Genomic DNA, 16,438 nt, shown 5'->3' with positions numbered 1-16,438 from the left:
GCGTAACAGGCTCCGGCAGCCAACCGTACGCCTATGCCTCCTCGGGAAGTTCCCCGACCCGGCTCTCCCACTTGGTGGAGAGCACGACCGTGGTGCGGGTCCGGGACACCCCCTTCGTGCCGCTCAGCCTGCGGATCGTCTTCTCCAGACCGTCCACGTCACCGACCCGGACCTTGAGCATGAAGGAGTCGTCGCCCGCGATGAACCAGCAGTCCTCGATCTCGGCCAGGTCCTTCAGCCGGTGCGCGACGTCCTCGTGGTCGGCGGCGTCGGAGAGCGAGATGCCGATCAGCGCGGTGACGCCGAGCCCCAGGGACGCGGCGTCGACGGTCGCGCGGTAACCGGTGATGACACCGGCGGATTCCAGCCGGTTGATGCGGTCGGTGACGCTGGGCCCGGAGAGCCCGACGAGCCGGCCGAGCTCGGCGTACGAGGCCCTGCCGTTCTCTCTGAGGGCCTGGATGAGCTGCCTGTCCACCGCGTCCATATGACTGAAACCTTCCATTGTTCAGCAGTACCGCGAGTTTACGTGTAGAATCTAAGGCACAACAGGGTTCAAGCCCTGTGAATCTTTCAGATCACCCAAGAAACGCTTTCGAATCTTCAGGAGTGAACTTCACCGTGTACACGATCGAGATGGCCTACGCCCGGATGCGCGAGCTGCAGGACCTGGCCAACCGCTCGCGTGCCCACCAGCCGGCCGCGGCCCACCGCGTCGACAGGACCCGCGCCCCGCGTGCGGCCAAGAAGCGCTGATCCGCCGGATCCTTCATGCACGGGAGCCACCACCGAGCTCCCCTTCCCACCGGCGGTACAGCTGGTGCGGCACCCCTGCCGCGTCCAGCACCCGCCCGGCGACGAAGTCCACCAGATCCTGGATGTGCGTCGCCCCCGCGTAGAACGCCGGAGAGGCGGGCAGCACCACGGCGCCCGCCTCGTCGAGCGCCACCATCTGCTTCAGCGTCTGGCCGCCGAGCGGCGTCTCGCGCACGGTGACGACCAGCTTCCGCCGCTCCTTGAGCGTCACGCTCGCGGCCCGCTGCAGCAGGTCCTTCGAGAGTCCGAGCGCCACCCCGGCCACACAGGCCGTCGATGCCGGGACGATCAGCATCCCCTTCGCCGGGTACGAACCCGATGACGGCCCGGCCGCCAGATCGCCGGCCGCCCAGTGCCGCACCCGGCCGAGCGCGTCGTCGCCCACCGCGAAGGTGTCCGGCTTCCCGTCCGCCCCTCGCGCCAGCCACGCGCGCAGGTCCTCGCGCCAGTGCCCGTCGCGGAAGGCGATCCCCGTCTCGTCCAGCAGCGTCAGCCGCGAGGCGCGGCTCACCACCAGGTCGACGCTCTCCCCCGCGGCCAGCAGCCCTCGCAGGACCGAGGCCGCGAACGGGGTACCCGACGCGCCCGACACCCCGACAATCCAAGGCCTGCGCTGCTGCTGACTCACTGAAGTCCTGGATTCCACACCACCGAGCCTATCCGGCACCGGTCTCCAGGAACCGAGCCAGGGGCTCCGTACGTTGCGCAGACGAGGCAACAGCCATGGACAGGGGGTGCCCGTGCGCACACGCGCCACCACTACCGCCACCGCACGAGCCGTCACGGCCGGTGCGGTCATGTCGGCCTGGATCGCGCTCCTGTGGCTGCTGGAAGGCATCGACACGTCGACCGGCCACTCCCTGGACACCTACGGCATCTCCCCGCGGGAGCCCTCCGAGCTGCTCGACGTCGTGCCGGCCGCCTTCCTGCACAGCGGCTGGGAGCACGTGGCCTCCAACAGCGTCCCGCTGCTGGTCCTCGGCTTCATCGCCGCGCTCGCCGGGATACGCAGGTTCGCCGCCGTGGTCCTGCTCGTGATCGTGACGGGCGGCCTCGGCGTCTGGCTCACCGCGCCGCCGGACACCGTCACGCTCGGCGCGTCCGGTGTGGTCTTCGGCCTCTTCGGCTATCTGCTGGTCCGCGGGTTCGTGGACCGGCGTCCGCTCGACATCGTGGTCGGCGTGATCATCGCCGCGGTCTACGGCTCGCTGCTCTGGGGCGTGCTGCCGACCGACTCCGGCATCAGCTGGCAGGGCCACCTCTTCGGCCTCATGGGCGGGGTGGCGGCGGCCTTCGTCCTCCGCCGCCCCCGGCCGGCCGGCGCCGTCACGGTGTGAGACCACGCACCAGCAGGTCGAGCAGCGCACAGGCGAACAGCGCGATCCCGATGAATCCGTTGACCGAGAAGAACGCCCGGTTCAGCCGGGACAGGTCGTGCGGCCGCACGACCCGGTGCTCGTAGACGAAGGCCACGGCGACGATGACCATGCCGAGCCAGTAGAAGAGCCCCGCCTCCGTCACCAGCCCGAACCACACCAGCAGTGCGGTCGTCACGGCATGGCAGACCCGCGCGCCCCACAGTGCCGCCGGGATCCCGAAGCGCGCCGGGAAGGAGAGCACCCCCTGGGCCCGGTCGGCCTGCACGTCCTGGCAGGCGAAGATCAGGTCGAAGCCGCCGATCCAGATCCCGACGGCCAGCCCCAGCACGACCGCGTCCCAGGACCAGCTGCCGGTCACCGCCAGCCAGGCGCCGACCGGCCCGATGGCCTGGGCGAGGCCCAGGATCGCGTGCGGGAAGTTCGTGAACCGCTTGCCGTACGGGTAGACGACCATCGGCACGACGGCGACCGGCGCCAGCACCAGACAGAGCGGGTTCAGCAGGGCGGCGGCCCCGAGGAACGCGACGACGGCGATGATCGCGCCCGTCCATGCCGACTTCACCGACACCGCCCCGGTGACCAGCTCCCGTCCCGCCGTGCGCGGATTACGGGCGTCGATCTTCCGGTCGATGATCCGGTTGGCAGCCATCGCGAACGTCCGCAGCCCCACCATGGCGACGGTCACGAGCAGCAGCGTGCCCCAGTGGATGTCCTTGTCCAGCTGGAACATCGCGGTCAGCGCGGCGATGTACGCGAAGGGCAGCGCGAAGACCGAGTGCTCGATCATCACGAGCCGCAGGAACGCGCGGGGCCTGCCGAGCGGCTGCGGCACCGCGGCCGCGGAGGCGCTCACAGGCCGTACTCCTTCCAGCGGCGGTCGACCTTCGCCGCCGTGTCCGGGTCGGACTCGACCATCTCGGGCCAGCCACCGTCGCGCGTGTAGCCCTCCTCGGGCAGCTTCCGCGTCGCGTCGATGCCCGCCTTGCCGCCCCAGAACTGCTGGTACGAGGCGTGGTCGAGATGGTCGACCGGCCCTTCGGTGAGCAGCAGGTCGCGGGCGTAGTCGGTGTTGCCGAGCGCCCGCCAGGCGACCTCGTGCAGATCGTGGACGTCGCAGTCCCCGTCCACGACCACGATCAGCTTGGTCAGCGACATCATGTGCGCGCCCCAGACGGCACTCATCACCTTCTGGGCGTGCTTGGGGTACTTCTTGTCGATCGAGATGATCGCGCAGTTGTGGAAGCCGCCCGCCTCGGGCAGGTGGTAGTCCACGATGTCCGGGATGATGATCTTGAGCAGGGGGAGGAAGAACCGCTCGGTGGCCCGCCCCAGCGGACCGTCCTCGGTCGGCGGCCGCCCGACCACGATCGACTGCAGCAGCGGCCGCTTGCGCATGGTCACGCAGTCGATCGTCAGCGCGGGGAACGGTTCCTGCGGCGTGTAGAAGCCGGTGTGGTCGCCGAACGGGCCCTCGGGCAGCATCCGGCCCGGCTCCAGCCATCCCTCGATGACGACCTCGGCCTGCGCCGGGACCTGCAGCGGCACGGTCCGGCAGTCGACCATCTCGATCCGCTTGCCCTGGACGAAGCCGGCGAAGAGGTACTCGTCGATGTCCCCGGGCAGCGGCGCCGTGGAGGCGTACGTCACCGCGGGCGGGGCCCCGAACGCGATGGCGACGGGCAGCCGCTCGCCGCGCCGGGCCGCGGCCTGGTAGTGGTTCCGGCTGTCCTTGTGGATCTGCCAGTGCATCCCGATGGTCCGCTTGTCGTGGCGCTGGAGGCGGTAGAGCCCCAGATTGCGGATGCCGGTCTCGGGGTCCTTGGTGTGCGTGAGGCCCAGGTTGAAGAAGGAGCCGCCGTCCCCGGGCCAGGTGAAGAGCGCGGGCAGTTGCTCCAGGTCCACGTCGTCGCCGGTCAGGACGACCTCCTGGACGGGGGCGTTGTCGCTCTTCACCTTCTTCGGCGGCAGGTGCGTCACCGCGCCGAGCTTCCCGAAGGCCTCACGGATCCCGACGAAGCCCTGCGGCAGCTCCGGCTTGAGGAGCCCGCCGATCTTGTCGCTGATCTCGGCGTAGGACTTCAGCCCGAGCGCCTTGAGCAGCCGTCTGTCCGTCCCGAAGACGTTCATGGCCAGGGGCATGGACGCCCCCTTGACGTTCTCGAAGAGCAGCGCGGGCCCGCCCGCCTTGTTCACCCGGTCGACGATCTCGCCGACCTCCAGATACGGGTCGACCTCGGCCTTGATGCGCTTGAGATCGCCCTCGCGCTCCAGAGCACGGAGCAGGGAGCGAAGATCGTCGTAAGCCATGCCTTCCAGTATCGGCCACCCGATACCCTGGGCCCGTCACCGGGGCGGGACAGTGCGCCCCCTCACCTCTTCTCGGGGGACCTTCCACCATGCTCAGGGCCTTGATCTACCTGCTGCCGCTGGCGTTGACGATCTACGCGTTCATCGACTGCCTGAACACCCCGGAGGACGAGGCCAGACACCTGCCGAAGGTGGCCTGGGTCTTCATCATCCTGCTGTTCTGGATCGTCGGCCCGATCGTCTGGCTCGCCGCCGGCAAGCTGCGGGTGCCCCCGGCCGGGGGCCGTACGCCCTCCGAGTGGCACCGCGGCCACCGCACCACATGGGTGGCGCCGGACGACAATCCGGAGTTCCTCAAGTCGATCAAGGATGAGAACGAGAAGGACGAGTCGCTCCTCAAGGACTGGGAGGCGGACCTGCGCCGCCGCGAGGAGGAGATCAAGCGCCGCGAGGGCGGGACGGGGTCCGGGGACGCCGCCTCCTCATGAGGCCGGGGGCCGGCCGGGCCGGCTCATGACGAAAGCAGCTGCCCCAGCCGGTTGAGCAGGGGCAGCAGTGCCGTGCGCTCCTGCGGGGTGAGGGCCTCCAGGGCGCCGTGCACGACGCGCATCTCGGCGCGGATGCGGTGGGCCAGCCCGGTGCCGTCCGCCGTGCGTGCGGCGACCTTGGAACGGCGGTCCTCGGGTGACGGGGTGCGGGTGACCAGACCCCGGGCCTCCATGCGGCCGATGAGGCCGGTGGCGTTGGACGCGTCGCACACCAGGTGATGGGCCAGCGCGCTCATGGGCATGGGCTCGTTGAGGGCGATCAGCGCCCGCGCCTGGGAGGTGCTGAGCCCATGACGGGCGGCGACGGCGGTGAGGTCGTCGTGGTGGCCGCGGACGACGACTGCGAGGGGTTCCAGCAGTTCGTCCGGAGTAGGGACGGCGCGGGGTGCCGGTTCCGTCGTCATGGTTCGGTCATCCTTCGATCGGTACGCGTGGCCCGGAGGCCGGAACGGTGTCCGCCACGCACCCGCATTAATTTGACATGCTCAACTTTTGGCAGTTACATGAACCGCACTGCTTGATGATATCAAGCTTCGCTCACCAGCATCTCGCGTCTCGTAGGGAGCACCCCCCATGCCCTCCGTACTCTTCGTCCTCACCGGTGCCGACCACTGGACCCTCAACGACGGCACCACCCACCCCACCGGCTTCTGGGCCGAGGAGCTCGCCGCCCCGCACCGCGTCTTCAGCCAGGCCGGATTCGACATCACCATCGCCACCCCGGGCGGCGTGGCCCCCACCGTGGACGCCGCCAGCCTCGCCGCCGAGGCCAACGGGGGCCAGGAGCACGCCGACGCCGTCGCCTCGTATCTCGCGGCGATCGACGAGACGCTCCGCATCCCCGCCCGGCTGGAGGACGTCGTCCCCACCTCGTACGACGTGGTCTTCTACCCCGGCGGCCACGGCCCCATGGAGGACCTGGCCGTCAGCGAGGTGTCCGGCCGGCTGCTCACCGCCGCCCTGGACTCCGGCGCGCACCTGGGCGTCCTGTGCCACGCCCCCGCCGCGCTGCTCGCCGCCCGCCGCGAGGACGGCAGCTGGCCCTTCGCCGGCTACCGCCTGACCGGATTCAGCAACGCGGAGGAGACCCAGGCCGGCCTGGCGGCCAAGGCCCCCTGGCTGCTGGAGAACCGCCTCGTGGAGCTCGGCGCCGACTACTCCGCCGGGGACCCGTGGGGGGCGTACACCGTGCACGACCGCACCCTGCACACCGGCCAGAACCCGGCCTCCTCCGAGCAGCTGGCCCGCGAGATCGTGGCGGCCCTGCGATGAGCGCCGTCATCACCGTGGAGACCGCCGGGAGGACGGAGACGGCGGCCGAGGTCGTCGCCCGCCTCCGTGCCACCTTCCGCACCGGACGCACCAAGGACCTCACCTGGCGCACCACCCAGCTGACGCGACTGCGCGCCCTGCTCACCGAGGCCGGTGACGAGCTGGCCGACGCGCTCCGCGCCGACCTCGGCAAGAGCCGCAAGGAGGCCTACCGGACCGAGATCGACTTCACGGTCCGCGAGATCGACCACACTCTGGAGCGGCTGGAGGACTGGCTGCGCCCCGAGCCCGCCCCCGTACCGGCGGCCCTCGCCGGTGCGTCCGCGCACACCGTGCAGGACCCGCTCGGTGTCGTCCTCGTCATAGCGCCGTGGAACTACCCGGTGCAGCTGCTGCTCGCGCCCGTCGTCGGTGCGCTGGCCGCGGGCAACGCCGTGGTCGCCAAGCCCAGCGAGCTGGCGCCCGCGTCCTCGGCCGCCGTGGCCCGGCTGCTGCCGCGCTATCTGGACACGGACGCGGTCGCCGTGGTGGAGGGCGCGATCCCGGAGACCACCGCGCTGCTCGCCGAGCGCTTCGACCACATCTTCTACACCGGCAACGGCGCGGTCGGCCGGATCGTCATGACCGCCGCAGCCCGCCACCTCACCCCGGTCACCCTCGAACTGGGCGGCAAGTCGCCGGTGTTCGTCGACCGGGACACGGATCTGACGACGGTGGCCGCCCGGCTCGCCGCGGGAAAGTTCCTCAACGCGGGCCAGACGTGCGTCGCCCCCGACTACGTCCTGACGGACCCGGAGACCGCGCCCGCCCTGGCCGACGCGCTCGCGGCGGCCGTCGAGGCACTGTACGGGCAGGACGCCTCGGCCCACCCGGAGTACGGGCGGATCGTGAACGAACGGCACTTCGACCGGCTGGTCGGGCTCCTGGGCTCCGGCCGTACGGTGACGGGCGGCAACCATGACCGGGCCGCCAAGTACGTCGCCCCGACCGTGCTGGCCGATGTGGCGCCCGACGCCCCCGTGATGCGCGAGGAGATCTTCGGCCCCGTGCTGCCGATCGTGACGGTCGACGGACTGGACGAGGCCATCGCCTTCATCAACGACCGGGACAAGCCGCTGGCGCTGTACGCCTTCACGGGGTCCCCTGCCGTACGGGAGCGGCTGCTGGCCGAGACCTCGTCGGGCGGGGTGGGCATGGGCCTGCCGCTGGCCCATCTGACCGTGTCCGACCTGCCGTTCGGCGGAGTCGGCGAGAGCGGCATGGGCAACTACCACGGCCGGTACTCACTGGAGACGTTCAGCCACCGCAAGGCTGTCCTGGACACCCCGCTGACCCGGTGACACCGGCCCCTGCGTACGCCGGGTGACCGGCGATCGCCCCGGCCGACGCCAGGGCGGGCCTCGGTCAGGGCGGAGTCAGGAGCGCGATGACGAAGGGCGCGGTCCGCAGATGCGGACCGCGCCCTTGTGTCGTGCCGTGCTCAGACTCCGGCGTAGGAGTGCTTGCCGGTGACGAAGATGTTCACGCCGTAGTAGTTGAAGAGCCAGCAGCCGAAGGCGACCAGCGCCAGGTACGCGGCCTTGCGGCCCTTCCAGCCGGCCGTCGCGCGGGCGTGCAGGTAGCAGGCGTAGGCGACCCAGGTGATGAAGGACCAGACCTCCTTGGGGTCCCAGCCCCAGTAGCGGCCCCAGGCGTCGCCCGCCCAGATCGCGCCCGCGATGATCGTGAACGTCCACAGCGGGAAGACGGCCGCGTTGATGCGGTACGAGAACTTGTCGAGGGTCGCGGCGGCGGGCAGCCGTTCCAGGACGGACCGGGCGAAGGCGCCCGGGTTCCCGCCGGTGGCCAGCTTGTTCTCGTAGCTGTCACGGAACAGGTAGAGCAGCGTCCCGACAGCGCCGAGGTAGAAGACGGCACCGCAGAAGATGGCGGTGGAGACGTGGATCCACAGCCAGTAGGAGTGCAGGGCGGGCACCAGCTGGGCGCTGTCGGTGTAGAGCCAGGTGGTGGCGACGCCCAGGTCCAGCAGGACCGTGGTGACCAGCAGCAGGCCGATCCAGCGGACGTTCTTCCTCAGCGCCAGGAGGACGAGGTAGGCGCCGACCGCCACGGTGGAGAAGGTGATCGAGAACTCGTACATGTTGCCCCAGGGGGCGCGCTGCACCGACAGGGCGCGGGCGAGGACCCCGCCGGCCTCGACGGCGAAGGCCACGACGGTCAGGGAGACCGCGATCCGCCCCCACAGGTCGCCCTTGACGGTGCCGCCCGCGGCACCCGGGCCGTCCGGGACGTCCCGGGTCCCGGACGCGGCACGGGTGACGACCTTCGGGCGGTCCAGGACTGCGGTGCCACCGCCCTGCTGAGCGATCTTCACCCCGGAACCCGCGACGTCCGGTCCGGTCAGCGCGGCGGCGGTCCGGCCGACCTTGCTGCGGCTGCCGAACACCCACTCCGCGATGTGCGCGAAGAAGGCCAGCATGTAGACGGCCATCGACGAGTAGATCAGCGTGTTGCTGATGCTCGCCAGATTCTCGTTGGTTGCGGCGGCGAGATTCACTTCTCAGCCCCTTCGGCAGGTTCTTCGGAAGATGGTTCGGGCGCGGATTCGGACGGGGGTGCGGTGGGCGTGACGGTGTGGAGCGCGCCCGCGAGGCCGGCCAGCTCCTCGGGGAGCTTCGTGGACTCGCTGCGGCCGAGGCCCGCCATCTCGACGACGGTGACGCCGTCCGTGCCCCGTACGGCCCGCACCCAGACCCGGCGGCGCTGGATGAAGAGCGATCCGGCGAGGCCGGCGATGGCGGCGACGGCGCCGGTGAGCGCCCAGCCGCTGGCGGGCTGGCGCGTGATCTGGAAGCTGGCCCACTCCTCGACGCCCTCGAAGGTGACCGAGCCCGCGCCGTCCGGGAGCTTCATGGTCTCGCCGGGGCGCATGCGCTGCTTGAGCTTGTCCCCGTTGGCGTCCTTGAATTCCTTCATCTTGGACGTGTCCAGCTGGTACACGTTCTGCGGCAGTCCGGAGTCGACGCCGAGGCTGCCGTGGTAGCCGTTGAGCGCGAGCACCGGATAGTCGGCGGCGGGGAACTGCGAGAACATCGTGCCCTGGCCGTTGCCGGCGAACGTCGGGACGAAGAAGGCCTGGAAGCCGAGCTGGGTCTTCTTGCCGTCGGCGCCCTTGTAGCCGTCCATCACCTTGATCGCACCGGTGGAGGTGACGTTGTTGTCGATGGGCAGCAGGGGTACGGCGGTCCGGTAGACCTCCTTGCCCCTGCCGTCCTTGACGGAGATGACGGGAGCGTAGCCGTGTGCGTTGAGGTAGACCTTCGTGCCGTCGACGACGAGCGGCTCGTTGACCCTGATGACCCTCTTCCGCGGTGCGCCGTCCGCGCCCTCGGAGTACGTCACCCGGGCCTCGTAGGTCCGGGGGGTGCCGCGCTGAGGGCCGCTGCGCTCGTACGTGCCGATGAAGTCGTCCAGGGTGAAGCTGAACGGGGCGAGTTCGTCGGTGTCGAAGAGCGAGCCGGACTTGAAGTCGTCGTACTGGCTGAGCGTGTTGGAGAAGCCGTCGCCCTCGACGACCAGCTTGCCGCCCTCGGACTTGAAGAGCTGTCCGCCGGCGAAGGACACCAGCATGACGATCAGCGCGATGTGGAACATCAGGTTCCCCGCCTCGCGCAGATAGCCCTTTTCGGCGGCCACCGCGTCGCCCACCTCGTGCGACCGGAAGCGCCGCCCGCGCAGGAGGGCGAGCGCGGCCTCGCGGACCTGCTCGGGCTCCGCGTCGGTGCGCCAGGTGGTGTACGCCGGCAGCCGGGTCAGCTTCTTCGGGGCGCCGGGCGGACGGCCGCGCAGCTGGCCGATGAACTGGCCGGTGCGCGGGACGATGCAGCCGATCAGGGACACGAACAGCAGGATGTAGATCGCGGAGAACCACACCGAGCCGTAGACGTCGAAGAACTGCAGCTTCTCGTAGATCGGGGTGACCGTGGTGTGGGTTTCCTTGAAGGTCTGCACCTTCAGTTCGTCCACGCTGTTCTGCGGGATCAGCGAGCCGGGGATGGCGCCGAGCGACAGCAGGAAGAGCAGGATCAGGGCGACCCGCATCGAGGTGAGCTGCCGCCAGAACCAGCGGGCCCACCCGAAGACGCCCATCGCGGGTCCGGAGGGGGACGCGGGTTCCTCACGCGGGGCGGTGGAGAGCTGCGCTCCGGCCTCGCCGAGGTCACGCTCGTCCGTGGTGTTCGTGTTGCTCATGGACTCAGATCCCCACAGTGAAGCCGTTGGACCAGACCTGCATCTCCTGGATGAGCACGTCCCAGGCGCCCGTCAGCAGGAGTATCCCGGTCACGATCATCATGCCGCCGCCGATCCGCATGACCCATGCGTAGTGGCGCTTGACCCATCCGAACGCGCCGAGCGCCCGGCGGAAGGCGACCGCCGCCAGGACGAAGGGGAGGCCGAGCCCGAGGCAGTACGCCACGGACAGGACCGCCCCGCGGCCCGCGGTCGCCTGGTCGAACGCGAGCGCGTTGACGGAGGCGAGCGTCGGGCCCAGGCAGGGGGTCCAGCCGATCCCGAAGAGGGCGCCGAGCAGCGGTGCGCCGGCCAGCCCGGTCACCGGCCTTTTGTGGATGCGGAACTCGCGCTGCGTCATCCAGGGCATGAGGCCCATGAAGAAGATCCCCATCAGGATCATCAGCACGCCGAGGACCTTGGAGAGCGTTCCGCTGTAGTCCTGGAGGGTCTGGCCGAAAAAGCCGAAGAGGGCGCCCCCGGACACGAACACGGCGGTGAAGCCGAGCACGAACAGCGAGGCGCCGGCGACGGTCCTGCCCCGCCGGGCCTCGGCCAGATCGCTGCCGCTGACCCCGGTGACGTAGCTGAGGTATCCGGGCACCAGCGGCAGGACGCACGGCGAGAAGAAGGAGACGAGCCCGCCGAGCAGCGCGATGGGCAGCGCCACGAGCAGGGCGCCGCCGATCACGGTGTCGTTGTAACCGGCTTCCGCGGCTAGCTGGAGCACGGTGTCACTTCTCCGCGATCAGCGGGTCGATCATCTCGCGGAGCTTCGTCGCGTCCAGGGCGGCCAGCGTGCGGGCGGCGACCTTGCCGTCCCGGTCGATGACCACGGTCGACGGCACGGTCTGCAGGTTCAGGGTGCCCTTCGGGAAGCGGAGGAGGAGCTTGCCGGTCGGGTCGTAGAGGCTCGGGTAGGTGATCCCGAAGTCCTGCTCGAAGTTGAACGCGGCGGCCTTCTGGGGGTCCCGGGTGTTGATCCCGACGAACTGGACGCCCTGGTCCTTCGTCTCCTCGGACACCTTCGCGAAGTGCTTGGCCTCGGCGCGGCAGGGGCCGCACCAGGAGCCCCAGACGTTCAGGACGACGACCTTGCCCTTGTAGTCGGCCACGTCGAGGGTCTTGCCGTCCACGGTCGGGCCGGCGAGCTTCGGCGCGTCCGTACGTTCGCCCTTGGCCACGGTGGAGATCCCGCCGCTGCCGGTGACGAAGTTCGTATTGCCGCCACCACCTGCCCTGCCGCCGTCCCCACTGCACGCGGACAGGGTCAGGGCACCGGCCACTGCCGTGGCGGCGAGCAGGGTGAAGCGGCGTCGGGGTGCGCGGCCAGAGCTCATGTGAAAAGTTTCGCATGGCAGTTCCAGGGATCTCCCGCACCCCCCTCGATGCCCGTGAAGCCCCTTGTCAGGGCTGCTTGAAGAAGGTGTTCCAGCCGCCGTCCGGCGACTGCCCGACCTCCAGGGTACGAAGCTTCGCGAGCACCGCCGGATCCTGTACGTCGAGCCAGTCGACGAACTGCCGGAAGGAGACGAGGCGCACATCCGGCTTGCCGGCGATCTTTTTGATCACTTCCTCGACGGCGTCCATGTAGATGCCGCCGTTCCACTCCTCGAAGTGGTTTCCGATGTAGAAAGGCGCGCGATTCGACTCGTAGGCGCGCTCGAAACCGGCGACATAGGCACCGGTGGCCTGGGTGCGCCAGCCGGGATAGCGCGAGGGCATGCCGTTGGTCGAATTCATCGACTGGTTGGCGAGGATGTTGTAGTCCATGGAGAGGACTTCGAAGGTGTGGCCGGGGAACGGCACGCCCTGCAGCGGAAGATCCCAGATTCCCTGGCGTTTCTCCGGCCACATCTGCCGGCCGCCCGGCGAGCTCGCGTCATAGCGCCAGCCCAGCCGCTTCGCGGTCGGCAGGAGATTGTCCTGGCCGAGCAGACAGGGGGTACGGGCGCCGACGAGTTCCTTCCGGTAGTCGAACGGCAGCGGATCGAGGTCGTTCCAGCCGGTGTTCGTCCGCCATTCGGTGACGAAGGAGATCGCCTGGTCGATCTCGCTCTGCCATTGCGCCGGCGACCAGTTGCCGACGGATCCCGAACCTCCGCAGAAATGCCCGTTGAAGTGCGTACCGATCTCGTGCCCGTCGAGCCAGGCCTCACGGACGTACTTCAGGGTCTGCCTGACGTGGTCGTCGGTCAGGTAGCCGATGTCGGAGGCACCCCGGGGGTTGCCCGGCGGCCGGTACAGGGACTTCTTCGATTCGGGCAGCACGTACAGCCCGGAGAGGAAGAAGGTCATCGCCGCGTCGTGTTCCCGGGCGAGTTCGAGAAAGCGCGGGAAAAGACCGTTGCCGACCTCACCGGCCCCGTCCCAGGAAAAGATCACGAACTGCGGTGGCGTCTGGCCGGGTTCCAGCGGAACCGGAGCGGCGGGCTGATTCGGCTGCTTTCCGGTGTCCGCCGTGGAACCGTCACCGATGAGCCTGATGTCCTTCTTCGGAGGGCCTCCGGCGTTCCCCCGCTTCCCTTTGTCGGGACCGGAATGTCCGCCGTCCGACGAGCCGAGGGGGCCGCAGCCGGTCACTGAGAGTGCGGCTGCGGCCCCGAGTCCTGCCCCGATCAGACCCCTTCGGCTGATATCACGCATAGCATCCCCATCTGCGGTCGTTTCACCTCATTGCCATGCAAACTGGCGATGGCTTAGATGAGGAAAGCAACACGACGGTTCCGCCGATATTCACAAAAGTTGTTACGTGACCAGACCCTTACAGGTGCTGCACACGAGGTGACCGCGCGGGGCGGCGCGGGCGGGCTACGCGCCGAACGCCTTGGACTTCCCCTTGACCGGCTTCGCACCCGCGAGCAGATGCGTCGGGACCAGGTCCCTGGCCGGCTCGCCGTACCCGACGGACACGATCGTGTCGCCCTCGTACGTGAAGCTGGTCAGCGAGGCCAGGGTGCACTGCCGCTTGCGCGGGTCGTGCCACAGCCGGCGCCGCTCCACGAAGCTCCGCACGATCCAGATCGGCAGCTGATGGCTGACACAGACCGCCTCGTGCCCGCGGGCGGCGTCGCGCGCCGCGTCCAGGGCGCTCATCATCCGCACGACCTGCTCGATGTACGGCTCGCCCCAGGAGGGCTTGAACGGATTGGTGAGGTGCTTCCAGTTGTCCGGCCTGCGCAGCGCACCGTCACCCACCCCGAAGGTCTTGCCCTCGAAGACGTTGGCGGCCTCGATGAGGCGCGCGTCGGTGGCCAGGTCCAGGCCGTGGGACGTGGCGATCGGCAGGGCCGTCTCCTGGGCGCGCTCCAGCGGGGAGGCCACGACGTACGTGATGTCGCGCTTCTCCAGGTGCTCGGCGACCCGGTCGGCCATCCGGCGGCCGAGATCGGAGAGGCCGTAGCCGGGGCGGCGCCCGTAGAGCACGCCCTCCGGGTTGTGGACCTCGCCGTGGCGCATCAGGTGGACGACGGTGACGTCCCTGCCGCCGTTCCCTTCCGTCCCGCTCATGCGGTGGCCTCCGATGCGGCGCGGGCGGCGGCGGGCAGCGCCGCCGCGATCCGCTCGACCGCGCGCTCGTCGTGGGCCGTCGAGACGAACCAGGACTCGAAAGCGGACGGCGGCAGGTAGACGCCCTGGGCCAGCATCGAGTGGAAGAAGGCGGTGAAGCGGAAAGCTTCCTGCTTCTTGGCGTCCTCGTAGTCGCGCACGGGCTCGTCGGTGAAGAAGACGGAGAACATGTTGCTCGCGGCCGACACCGTGTGCGCGACGCCCTCCTTGCTGAACGCCTCGCCCACCAGGGCCCGCAGCTCCGCGGACACCGCGTCGACCTTCGCGTACGCCGCGTCGTCGAGCAGCCGCAGCTGGGCGAGCCCGGCGGCGGTGGCGACCGGGTTACCGGAGAGGGTGCCCGCCTGGTAGACGGGGCCGGCGGGGGCGAGGTGTGCCATCACATCGGCCCGGCCGCCGAAGGCCGCTGCCGGGAAGCCGCCGCCCATGACCTTGCCGAAGGTCATCAGGTCGGGGCGCACCCCGTCGATGCCGTACCAGCCCGCCCTGGAGGTACGGAATCCGGTCATCACCTCGTCGGAGATGTACAGCGCGCCGTTGGCCGCGCAGATCTCCTTCAGCCCGGCGTTGAAGCCGTCCAGGGGCGGGACGACACCCATGTTGCCCGGCGACGCCTCGGTGATCACGCAGGCGATCTCGCCCGGCTGCGCGGCGAAGGCGGTGCGCACGGCCTCCAGGTCGTTGTACGGCAGCACGATCGTGTCGCCGGCCTGGGCACCGGTGACACCGGGCGTGTCGGGAAGGCCGAAGGTGGCGACCCCGGAGCCGGCGGCGGCCAGCAGTGCGTCGACGTGCCCGTGGTAGCACCCGGCGAACTTCACGACCTTCGCACGCCCCGTGAAACCACGGGCGAGCCGGATCGCGGACATGGTCGCCTCGGTGCCGGACGACACCAGCCGCACCTGCTCCACGGGCTCGATCCGGGCCACGATCTCCTCGGCGAGCGCGACCTCGCCCTCTCCCGGCGTACCGAAGGAGGTCCCCCGGGCCACCGCGTCCTGGACGGCCGCGATGACCTCGGGGTGCGCGTGGCCGAGGATCATCGGCCCCCACGAACACACGAGGTCGACATACTCACGGCCGTCGGCGTCGGTGAGGTACGGACCCGTACCGGACACCATGAACCGGGGTGTACCGCCCACGGCCCGGAAGGCACGCACGGGGGAGTTCACGCCACCGGGCGTGACGAGCGACGCACGGTCGAAAAGCGTCTGCGAAACTGGGGCTTCGTATGAATACGCCACTTTGGTCCTGATCTGCGATTCGGGGGTTCGGGGGCCTGGCCGAAATTCTCGGCCACCGGTGAGCAGGGAGCGCACGCTGCCCGTATGAGGCTCGTACAACGAAAGGGCGTCAGTCCTCTCGCGTCTGCGAAACTGGGGCGTCATAGGGAAAGCTCACACATGCCATGGTGTCAGAGGCACCGACGGTCTTGCGGACAGGTGTTTCACCGCACGCTCGTGGGGGAGGTCACTGGCACGATGATCGGGTTGCGCGGCGGGGCTGTGTCTCCTAAGAAGTAGTCGGGTGGATGAGATATGCATCGCGGTGGCGGAGTGGGCGAAGGCACCGACGACCTGGGGCCCGAGCCTGCCCGGCGAGGGCGGCACCGGCGCGAGGCCGAGCGCGCACGGAAGGCCCAGGCGGACAGCGCCGGAGGTCACGGGAGCAGGAGCAGTGGACGGGTGGGGGTGACCTACAAGTACTTCGGTGCCCCCGACGGGGCGACTGCCGCACGTGTGCCCATTTCCATGCGTCCCGAGGAGCTGGGCGGCGACGAGCTGGGCATGGGCGGCATGTTCAGCAAGATCAAGCCGGAGACGGTGGCGGCCATGGTCCTCACCGGCATACAGGGCATACCCCTGAACAAGGTGCCCCCGCTGGAGCTGGTCGTGCTCCACCCCGACTACGCGGTGGTCAGGCTTCCGATGACGGTCGTCGACCCGCTGCGGGACGTCGGCGAGGAGTCGGTCGGCGCGGCGGCCTTCATCTGGTCCACCGTCCCGGACCGCGGCGGCCCGCGCGACGCGTTCAACGTCTATCGGCTGCTCCATGAGTGGCAGGACTTCTCCCACCGGCTGCACGACGCGGGACACCAGGCGTACTGCCTGGTGTGGCCCTGACCTGCGGTTCCCTCGACAGCGACGGTCTTCGGGAGGGACGGCCCGGCGCGTGCGCGCGCACCGGGCGTGCCATGCGTCCGCCCGGCGCACGCCCGCAGGCCGCACGCCTGCCGATGCGGCGCCGCCCGCGGTC

The 16,438-nt window shown here is 69.8% G+C and carries 18 protein-coding genes; 6 read left to right on the top strand and 12 right to left on the bottom strand.

Going from position 1 to position 16,438, the window contains the following annotated elements:
- Positions 1–31: 31 nt before the first annotated feature.
- Complete coding sequence (locus AB0F38_RS15460) at positions 32–487, bottom strand: Lrp/AsnC family transcriptional regulator (protein ID WP_361892366.1); 456 nt, start codon at positions 485–487, stop codon at positions 32–34.
- Positions 488–609: 122 nt separating this feature from the next.
- On the opposite strand from AB0F38_RS15460, the gene AB0F38_RS15455 reads away from it, so the two are divergent.
- The gene (locus AB0F38_RS15455) at positions 610–756 is read left to right on the top strand and encodes a hypothetical protein (protein ID WP_361892960.1); all 147 of its coding nucleotides are present in this window, start codon (positions 610–612) and stop codon (positions 754–756) included.
- Positions 757–769: 13 nt separating this feature from the next.
- Here the strand turns inward: AB0F38_RS15455 and AB0F38_RS15450 are convergent, their stop codons facing one another.
- On the bottom strand, positions 770–1,444 hold the full coding sequence (locus AB0F38_RS15450) for a UbiX family flavin prenyltransferase (protein ID WP_361892363.1): 675 nt from the start codon (positions 1,442–1,444) through the stop codon (positions 770–772).
- 169 nt (positions 1,445–1,613) lie between these two features.
- Here AB0F38_RS15450 and AB0F38_RS15445 point away from each other — a divergent pair, with 169 nt between their 5' ends.
- Positions 1,614–2,153 (top strand): rhomboid family intramembrane serine protease, encoded by a 540-nt coding sequence (locus AB0F38_RS15445; protein ID WP_361892918.1) that lies wholly within the window; start codon positions 1,614–1,616, stop codon positions 2,151–2,153.
- Here the strand turns inward: AB0F38_RS15445 and mqnP are convergent.
- Together mqnP and AB0F38_RS15435 are read right to left on the bottom strand one after the other, a co-directional pair.
- Entirely contained in the window at positions 2,143–3,048 is a 906-nt protein-coding gene (gene mqnP / locus AB0F38_RS15440; RefSeq protein WP_361892360.1) for a menaquinone biosynthesis prenyltransferase MqnP, read from the bottom strand. The genes AB0F38_RS15445 and mqnP overlap by 11 nt on opposite strands.
- Positions 3,045–4,502 carry a menaquinone biosynthesis decarboxylase gene (locus AB0F38_RS15435; RefSeq protein ID WP_361892356.1) on the bottom strand — a complete coding sequence of 486 codons (1,458 nt, stop codon included), beginning with the start codon at positions 4,500–4,502 and terminating at the stop codon, positions 3,045–3,047. The genes mqnP and AB0F38_RS15435 overlap by 4 nt, the downstream gene beginning before the upstream one ends.
- 89 nt (positions 4,503–4,591) lie before the next feature.
- Here AB0F38_RS15435 and AB0F38_RS15430 point away from each other — a divergent pair, with 89 nt between their 5' ends.
- Positions 4,592–4,990, top strand: coding sequence for a PLD nuclease N-terminal domain-containing protein (locus tag AB0F38_RS15430; RefSeq protein ID WP_361892353.1), 399 nt, complete (start codon positions 4,592–4,594; stop codon positions 4,988–4,990).
- 23 nt (positions 4,991–5,013) lie between these two features.
- Here the strand turns inward: AB0F38_RS15430 and AB0F38_RS15425 are convergent, their stop codons facing one another.
- Positions 5,014–5,454, bottom strand: coding sequence for a MarR family transcriptional regulator (locus tag AB0F38_RS15425; protein ID WP_361892350.1), 441 nt, complete (start codon positions 5,452–5,454; stop codon positions 5,014–5,016).
- A 169-nt stretch (positions 5,455–5,623) separates the two neighbouring features.
- Here AB0F38_RS15425 and AB0F38_RS15420 point away from each other — a divergent pair, with 169 nt between their 5' ends.
- On the top strand, positions 5,624–6,322 hold the full coding sequence (locus tag AB0F38_RS15420) for a type 1 glutamine amidotransferase domain-containing protein (RefSeq protein WP_361892347.1): 699 nt from the start codon (positions 5,624–5,626) through the stop codon (positions 6,320–6,322).
- Complete coding sequence (locus AB0F38_RS15415; protein WP_361892344.1) at positions 6,319–7,662, top strand: aldehyde dehydrogenase family protein; 1,344 nt, start codon at positions 6,319–6,321, stop codon at positions 7,660–7,662. The genes AB0F38_RS15420 and AB0F38_RS15415 overlap by 4 nt, the downstream gene beginning before the upstream one ends.
- A gap of 140 nt (positions 7,663–7,802) precedes the next feature.
- Here the strand turns inward: AB0F38_RS15415 and ccsB are convergent, their stop codons facing one another.
- The 7 genes from ccsB to hemL form a co-directional block, all read right to left on the bottom strand.
- Complete coding sequence (gene ccsB / locus AB0F38_RS15410) at positions 7,803–8,879, bottom strand: c-type cytochrome biogenesis protein CcsB (protein WP_361892341.1); 1,077 nt, start codon at positions 8,877–8,879, stop codon at positions 7,803–7,805.
- Positions 8,876–10,573, bottom strand: coding sequence for a cytochrome c biogenesis protein ResB (locus AB0F38_RS15405; protein ID WP_361892338.1), 1,698 nt, complete (start codon positions 10,571–10,573; stop codon positions 8,876–8,878). The genes ccsB and AB0F38_RS15405 overlap by 4 nt, the downstream gene beginning before the upstream one ends.
- Positions 10,574–10,577: 4 nt before the next feature.
- Positions 10,578–11,342: a cytochrome c biogenesis protein CcdA gene (locus tag AB0F38_RS15400; protein WP_361892335.1), complete on the bottom strand. Its 765-nt coding sequence runs from the start codon at positions 11,340–11,342 to the stop codon at positions 10,578–10,580.
- Between the two features lie 4 nt (positions 11,343–11,346).
- Positions 11,347–11,952 (bottom strand): TlpA disulfide reductase family protein, encoded by a 606-nt coding sequence (locus AB0F38_RS15395; protein ID WP_361892332.1) that lies wholly within the window; start codon positions 11,950–11,952, stop codon positions 11,347–11,349.
- Between the two features lie 67 nt (positions 11,953–12,019).
- Entirely contained in the window at positions 12,020–13,258 is a 1,239-nt protein-coding gene (locus AB0F38_RS15390; RefSeq protein WP_361892329.1) for a hypothetical protein, read from the bottom strand.
- A 165-nt stretch (positions 13,259–13,423) separates the two neighbouring features.
- Positions 13,424–14,122 (bottom strand): histidine phosphatase family protein, encoded by a 699-nt coding sequence (locus tag AB0F38_RS15385; RefSeq protein WP_361892326.1) that lies wholly within the window; start codon positions 14,120–14,122, stop codon positions 13,424–13,426.
- Entirely contained in the window at positions 14,119–15,426 is a 1,308-nt protein-coding gene (hemL, locus tag AB0F38_RS15380; RefSeq protein WP_361892323.1) for a glutamate-1-semialdehyde 2,1-aminomutase, read from the bottom strand. The genes AB0F38_RS15385 and hemL overlap by 4 nt, the downstream gene beginning before the upstream one ends.
- Positions 15,427–15,720: 294 nt before the next feature.
- Here hemL and AB0F38_RS15375 point away from each other — a divergent pair, with 294 nt between their 5' ends.
- Positions 15,721–16,305, top strand: coding sequence for a hypothetical protein (locus tag AB0F38_RS15375; RefSeq protein ID WP_361892320.1), 585 nt, complete (start codon positions 15,721–15,723; stop codon positions 16,303–16,305).
- Positions 16,306–16,438 lie beyond the last annotated feature (133 nt).

The sequence above is a fragment of the Streptomyces sp. NPDC025273 genome (assembly GCF_040638585.1).
In the GTDB taxonomy this organism is placed as follows: Bacteria; Actinomycetota; Actinomycetes; order Streptomycetales; family Streptomycetaceae; genus Streptomyces; species Streptomyces cinereorectus.
This window is presented reverse-complemented; position numbering and strand designations above follow the sequence as displayed.

Bases quoted from the DNA above. Each gene is read 5' to 3' on its own strand.
- AB0F38_RS15390 (WP_361892329.1), bottom strand. From the start codon at position 13,258: ATGCGTGATATCAGCCGAAGGGGTCTGATCGGGGCAGGACTCGGGGCC.
- AB0F38_RS15430 (WP_361892353.1), top strand. From the start codon at position 4,592: ATGCTCAGGGCCTTGATCTACCTGCTGCCGCTGGCGTTGACGATCTAC.
- AB0F38_RS15445 (WP_361892918.1), top strand. From the start codon at position 1,614: ATGTCGGCCTGGATCGCGCTCCTGTGGCTGCTGGAAGGCATCGACACG.
- AB0F38_RS15435 (WP_361892356.1), bottom strand. From the start codon at position 4,502: ATGGCTTACGACGATCTTCGCTCCCTGCTCCGTGCTCTGGAGCGCGAG.
- AB0F38_RS15425 (WP_361892350.1), bottom strand. From the start codon at position 5,454: ATGACGACGGAACCGGCACCCCGCGCCGTCCCTACTCCGGACGAACTG.
- AB0F38_RS15420 (WP_361892347.1), top strand. From the start codon at position 5,624: ATGCCCTCCGTACTCTTCGTCCTCACCGGTGCCGACCACTGGACCCTC.
- AB0F38_RS15415 (WP_361892344.1), top strand. From the start codon at position 6,319: ATGAGCGCCGTCATCACCGTGGAGACCGCCGGGAGGACGGAGACGGCG.
- AB0F38_RS15375 (WP_361892320.1), top strand. From the start codon at position 15,721: ATGCATCGCGGTGGCGGAGTGGGCGAAGGCACCGACGACCTGGGGCCC.
- AB0F38_RS15460 (WP_361892366.1), bottom strand. From the start codon at position 487: ATGGACGCGGTGGACAGGCAGCTCATCCAGGCCCTCAGAGAGAACGGC.
- AB0F38_RS15385 (WP_361892326.1), bottom strand. From the start codon at position 14,122: ATGAGCGGGACGGAAGGGAACGGCGGCAGGGACGTCACCGTCGTCCAC.
- AB0F38_RS15395 (WP_361892332.1), bottom strand. From the start codon at position 11,952: ATGAGCTCTGGCCGCGCACCCCGACGCCGCTTCACCCTGCTCGCCGCC.
- AB0F38_RS15405 (WP_361892338.1), bottom strand. From the start codon at position 10,573: ATGAGCAACACGAACACCACGGACGAGCGTGACCTCGGCGAGGCCGGA.